Raw genomic sequence first — 4,604 nt, 5'->3', positions numbered from 1 at the left:
GTAATAATGAAGAAAAAGAGCAAATGCTAAATAGTACATTAGAATTAGCAGTAGAAAAGAAAAACAGTAAACTACAGCTAAAGATATGTAACAGTTTAGGCGAATACTATTTTAAAGAAGAGGATTATGTGAAAACTCTAAATTGTTATGTTGGTACATGCATACTGGTTAAAAATATAGTTTTTAGCGTTCCGGTGGAATTTAGAATTCAATTTATAAATTCTAATAATATGCTCAAATATTTTAACATATTAGCCCAGGTAAAAGGGAATGATTCTAAGTTGGATGGTAATAATCATAAAAAATATGATTGCATAAATAATGAGAATGAATTAATAGAGTTTTTTGAAGATTTAGATAAGATTATTCGGTAGTGTGAATAAAAATAATTATATAGTACAATTTAATACTATTGTTTGAATACCCCCAATGACTTTAGGCATAGAGGGTATTTATATTAAATAATAACAGAGGTATTTTTGGGAAAATTATTGTATATCACTTGAGGTATTAATAAGATTATCTATTGAAGTAATATTAGTTTGATATTCGTTTATTATAGTATTTAAGAGCTGAGAACTGCTAGGATCAGAACTGACAGCTAGTAATTCATTAACGATTTTTATTCCCATATTCTCACTTTGGAGCGCTTCTTTAAGATAACTAATAGTATCAGTAGTACCAATATGCTTTATATTAGATATAGTTTCTGATATGATGCCTTCAATTCCAATGCCATCTATTGGATTACCTCCAAGGTTTTGTATTCTAGTAGCTATATGAGAAGTAAGCTTTTTATGAGTTTGTTGTATTCTTTGCAACTCATTTTTAGTCTTTTCATTCTTCGCATGCTCGATGATGGTATCGAAACTATTAATAGCCCCATATTCACCTTCTAGAATGGAATTTAAATTTTTAATATTTTCACTATTCATAGTATCAACTCCTCTAAACTTATTTTGCCCAAATAGATGATATTTATCAATGAGAAAAGTTTAAAATATAATGCATTTTATAAAAATATGTATTATAAATATATGTATTATAAATATATTTACAAACTAAAATTTGTGCATTATGATTAAAATAAAAACTAATAAGCTCAGATAGGTAAAGTTAAATAATATTTACCTGCTTGGAGGGTTATATGTCAAAGATTAAAAAATATATTATGATTTCAATTATTGTATCACTATTTGGAGAACTATATTTTTATCCATTTCAAAGTCAACTTAAATTTTCCGCAGGTGTAATTATTTTTAATTTAAGTATACTTGTAATGGATGATATGTCAGAAGTATCTTTGGCATTTTTATGCGGTTTTGGGGTATTTATAATAAGAAATATTTTTGGAGTAGTATTATATCATGATGGGATTATAGAGGCAATATCTTTTAATTTACCTTCACTACTATATTATATAATATATGGATTTATTCTTAAGGTTGTTAACATTAAGAAATATAAAGACCAAATCATTAAAACAATTTTATTGTTTGCAACAGCAGATTCGTTAAGTAACATATTTGAGGCTGTAATACGTAATGAAATTAATATATATATTGTAAGGATTATTATTTTGGCAGGCTTTATAAGAGGATTTGTAACTTGCTTTGTTTACCTTACTTACAATAAACAAAAATTATTTATTTTAAATAGTGAACATCAAAAGAGATATACTGATCTAAATTTGTTAATTTCAAATATTCAAGCAGAAATGTTTTACTTAAAAAAGTCCATGAAAGATATTGAAAAGGTCATGTCAAAAAGTTACAATTTGTATGAAACCTACAAGGATAATAATAATTTAAGAGAAAAAACATTGGATATTGCTAGAGAGGTACATGAGATAAAAAAAGATCATTACAGAGTTTTAAAAGGATTTGAATCACTTATAGATAACTTTGAAAATGAAGATTGCATGACACTTTCAAATGTTTTTACTATTATTGAAGATAACACTAGTAGATATATAAAAGAAAGTAATAAAGAAATAAGAATATCATTCCAATTCCAAAAGGATTTTGCGGTTAGTTCTTATTATAATTTATTTATTTTGATTAATAACCTAATTATAAATAGTATAGATGAATGTGGAAATAGCGATTTCATTAGAATATCTGAAAAAGAGGATAAGGATAATATATATTTTGAAGTATCAGATACAGGAAGAGGTATTGATGAAGATATTCTACCTTATATTTTCAATCCGGGATTTACCACTAAGTATGATGATATAACAGGGAAAGCATCTACTGGTATTGGGCTTTCTCATGTGAAAAATATTATTGAAGAACTAGGAGGTGATATAGAAGTGAAATCAGATGGTACGATAGGTACTACTTTTATATTGAAATTACCTAGAAGCTCATTGAATGGAGGATAACTATGGAAAAAACATTTTTGATTATTGATGATGATGATAATATCAGAAAAATGCTAGAAATTCTAATAAAAAAAAATAATCTTGGTAAAGTAGTATGTGAAATAGATAGTGGTGAATATGCTGTGCAAGAGATTATATTCTATAATCCGGATATAGTGCTTATTGATCTTTTACTACCTATAGCAGATGGAATTGAAATAATAAAGAATAGTAATAAGCAAGGATATAAGGGTAAGTTTATTATGATATCCCAAGTTGAGGAGAATCCTTTGGTATCTAAGGCATATGAAAGTGGAATAATTTTCTTTATAAGCAAGCCTATTAATAATATAGAAGTTATTAATGTTATAAAAGGTATAGGTCATAATATTGATCTTGAGAATTCTTTAAATCTTATAAAGGGTGCAGTATCAAATTTAAATAATGATAGAAGTGTAAGGAAAGAGCTATTAATAGAAGAGCAAATAAATAATATTTTTGCTAATATAGGCATTGCAGGTGCAATAGGAAGTAACGATCTAATAAAGATTATAGAAAAAATAATAGATGTTAAGAAAAGAAATCCATCTTCTACATATCAGTTACAAAAAATATATCATGAAATCGTTCAGGAAGAATATGGAGATGAAAATCTCAATATAAATAAAAAGGCATTGGAACAAAGAATTAGGAGAACTATTCAAAAGGCTTTAAAAACTATTGCAGAGCTTGGTTGTGATGATTATAGTAATGGTATTTTCATGGAATATAGCACCTTGTTATTTGATTTTAAACAAGTAAGGCAGGAAATGAGACATATAAATAATGATTTAGATGAATCTGGAAAGATAAACACAAAAAAATTCATTGAAAGTATTATTACGAAGATAGGTTCATAACTATTCAAAGTACATTTTTATGTGGTTAACAGAATATGTGAATAGTTTGAAAATTTAATTCTTTTATGAAGTATTTTGTAGTATCTTGTTGTTAATTGTAGGTGGCCCTTATAATTATTATATAATATATAAAAATTATGAGGGGGAATAAAAATGATTTTAAAATTAGATATGATTCAAGCAGCCGCATTAGCTGTTGTGGTTCTGTTTATTGGTAAAAAAATAAAAGTTAAGTTATCCTTTTTAGATAAGTACTGTATACCAGCGCCTGTAATTGGAGGCTTGCTATTTGCGTTAATCACTTTAGTACTAAAATTAGGTAACATATTGACTTTTGAAATGGACATAACGCTTCAAAAATTATTTATGACGGCGTTCTTTACAACTATTGGGTTTACGGCAAGTTTTAAATTACTAAAAAAAGGCGGTAAACAAGTTTTTATTTTTCTAGGATTATCTATAATACTTGTAATTATGCAAAATATTACAGGGGTTACACTTGCTAAGCTATTTGGTCTAAATCCACTTCTAGGTCTTGCTACGGGTTCAGTTCCTATGGTAGGTGGACATGGAACCGCAGGTGCCTTTGGCCCAATATTGGAAAAGGCAGGAGCTGTAGGCGCTACCACAGTAGCAATGGCATCAGCAACCTTCGGTTTAATTATGGGTAGCATGATCGGAGGACCTATAGGAAAGAGACTAATTGAAAAAAAGAAACTTTTACAAAATATGAAAACGGTTAACTCAAATGTGACGAGTGAGGTAGCAGCAACAAAAGAAACCGCTGGAAAACAATTAATTGCTAATGATTTTATGAACGCATCAACTCAGGTTTTGTTAGCTATGGGACTAGGTACAATTCTATCTAATCTTTTAGAAAAAACAGGTATAACTTTTCCACCATACATTGGTGCTATGTTTGCAGCAGCAATTATGAGAAATATATCTGATTCTACAAAGACCTACAAAATATATAATGACGAAATTGATGTGATAGGGAATATTTCATTATCTCTATTCTTATCTATGGCATTAATGGGACTCAAGCTATGGCAATTAGCAGATTTAGCTTTACCACTAATAGTGATGTTATCGGCTCAGGCAATTATATTAGGAATATTTGCTTATTACGTAGTATTTCATGTTATGGGTAAAGATTATGAATCAGCTGTAATATCTACTGGTAGTTGTGGATTTGGTATGGGAGCTACACCAAATGCAATGGCTAACATGGAAGCTTTAACGTCAAGATTTCTTGCTGCTCCGAGAGCATTCTTTATTGTACCACTGGTGGGAAGTTTATTTATAGATTTCTTTAACGCTGGAATTATTACAATGTT

At 28.4% G+C, this 4,604-nt stretch carries 5 protein-coding genes; 4 read left to right on the top strand and 1 reads right to left on the bottom strand.

Translation table 11 applies throughout. The features are described 5' to 3' along the window. On the top strand, window positions 1-374 hold a 374-nt coding region (locus tag JJE11_RS15015), incomplete at its 5' end, for a hypothetical protein (RefSeq protein ID WP_291637054.1). A 114-nt stretch (window positions 375-488) separates the two neighbouring features. Here the strand turns inward: JJE11_RS15015 and JJE11_RS15010 are convergent. Continuing rightward, window positions 489-935, bottom strand: a complete 447-nt coding sequence (locus tag JJE11_RS15010) for a DUF2383 domain-containing protein (protein WP_291637052.1) — start codon at window positions 933-935, stop codon at window positions 489-491. Window positions 936-1,147: 212 nt separating this feature from the next. Here JJE11_RS15010 and JJE11_RS15005 point away from each other — a divergent pair, with 212 nt between their 5' ends. The 3 genes from JJE11_RS15005 to gltS all read left to right on the top strand — a co-directional run. Next, window positions 1,148-2,386, top strand: coding sequence for an ATP-binding protein (locus tag JJE11_RS15005; RefSeq protein WP_291637050.1), 1,239 nt, complete (start codon window positions 1,148-1,150; stop codon window positions 2,384-2,386). A 2-nt stretch (window positions 2,387-2,388) separates the two neighbouring features. After that, on the top strand, window positions 2,389-3,264 hold the full coding sequence (locus JJE11_RS15000) for a response regulator (protein WP_291637047.1): 876 nt from the start codon (window positions 2,389-2,391) through the stop codon (window positions 3,262-3,264). 153 nt (window positions 3,265-3,417) lie between these two features. Then, window positions 3,418-4,604: sodium/glutamate symporter (gene gltS / locus JJE11_RS14995; protein ID WP_291637045.1), on the top strand; the 1,187-nt coding region annotated here is incomplete at its 3' end.

The sequence above is a fragment of the Clostridium sp. genome, from assembly GCF_016650095.1.
GTDB lineage: Bacteria > Bacillota > Clostridia > Clostridiales > Clostridiaceae > Clostridium_AD.
This window is presented reverse-complemented; position numbering and strand designations above follow the sequence as displayed.

Excerpts from the sequence above, each read along its gene's own strand:
- JJE11_RS15010 (WP_291637052.1), bottom strand. The coding sequence starts at position 935 with ATGAATAGTGAAAATATTAAAAATTTAAATTCCATTCTAGAAGGTGAA.
- JJE11_RS15005 (WP_291637050.1), top strand. The coding sequence starts at position 1,148 with ATGTCAAAGATTAAAAAATATATTATGATTTCAATTATTGTATCACTA.
- JJE11_RS15000 (WP_291637047.1), top strand. The coding sequence starts at position 2,389 with ATGGAAAAAACATTTTTGATTATTGATGATGATGATAATATCAGAAAA.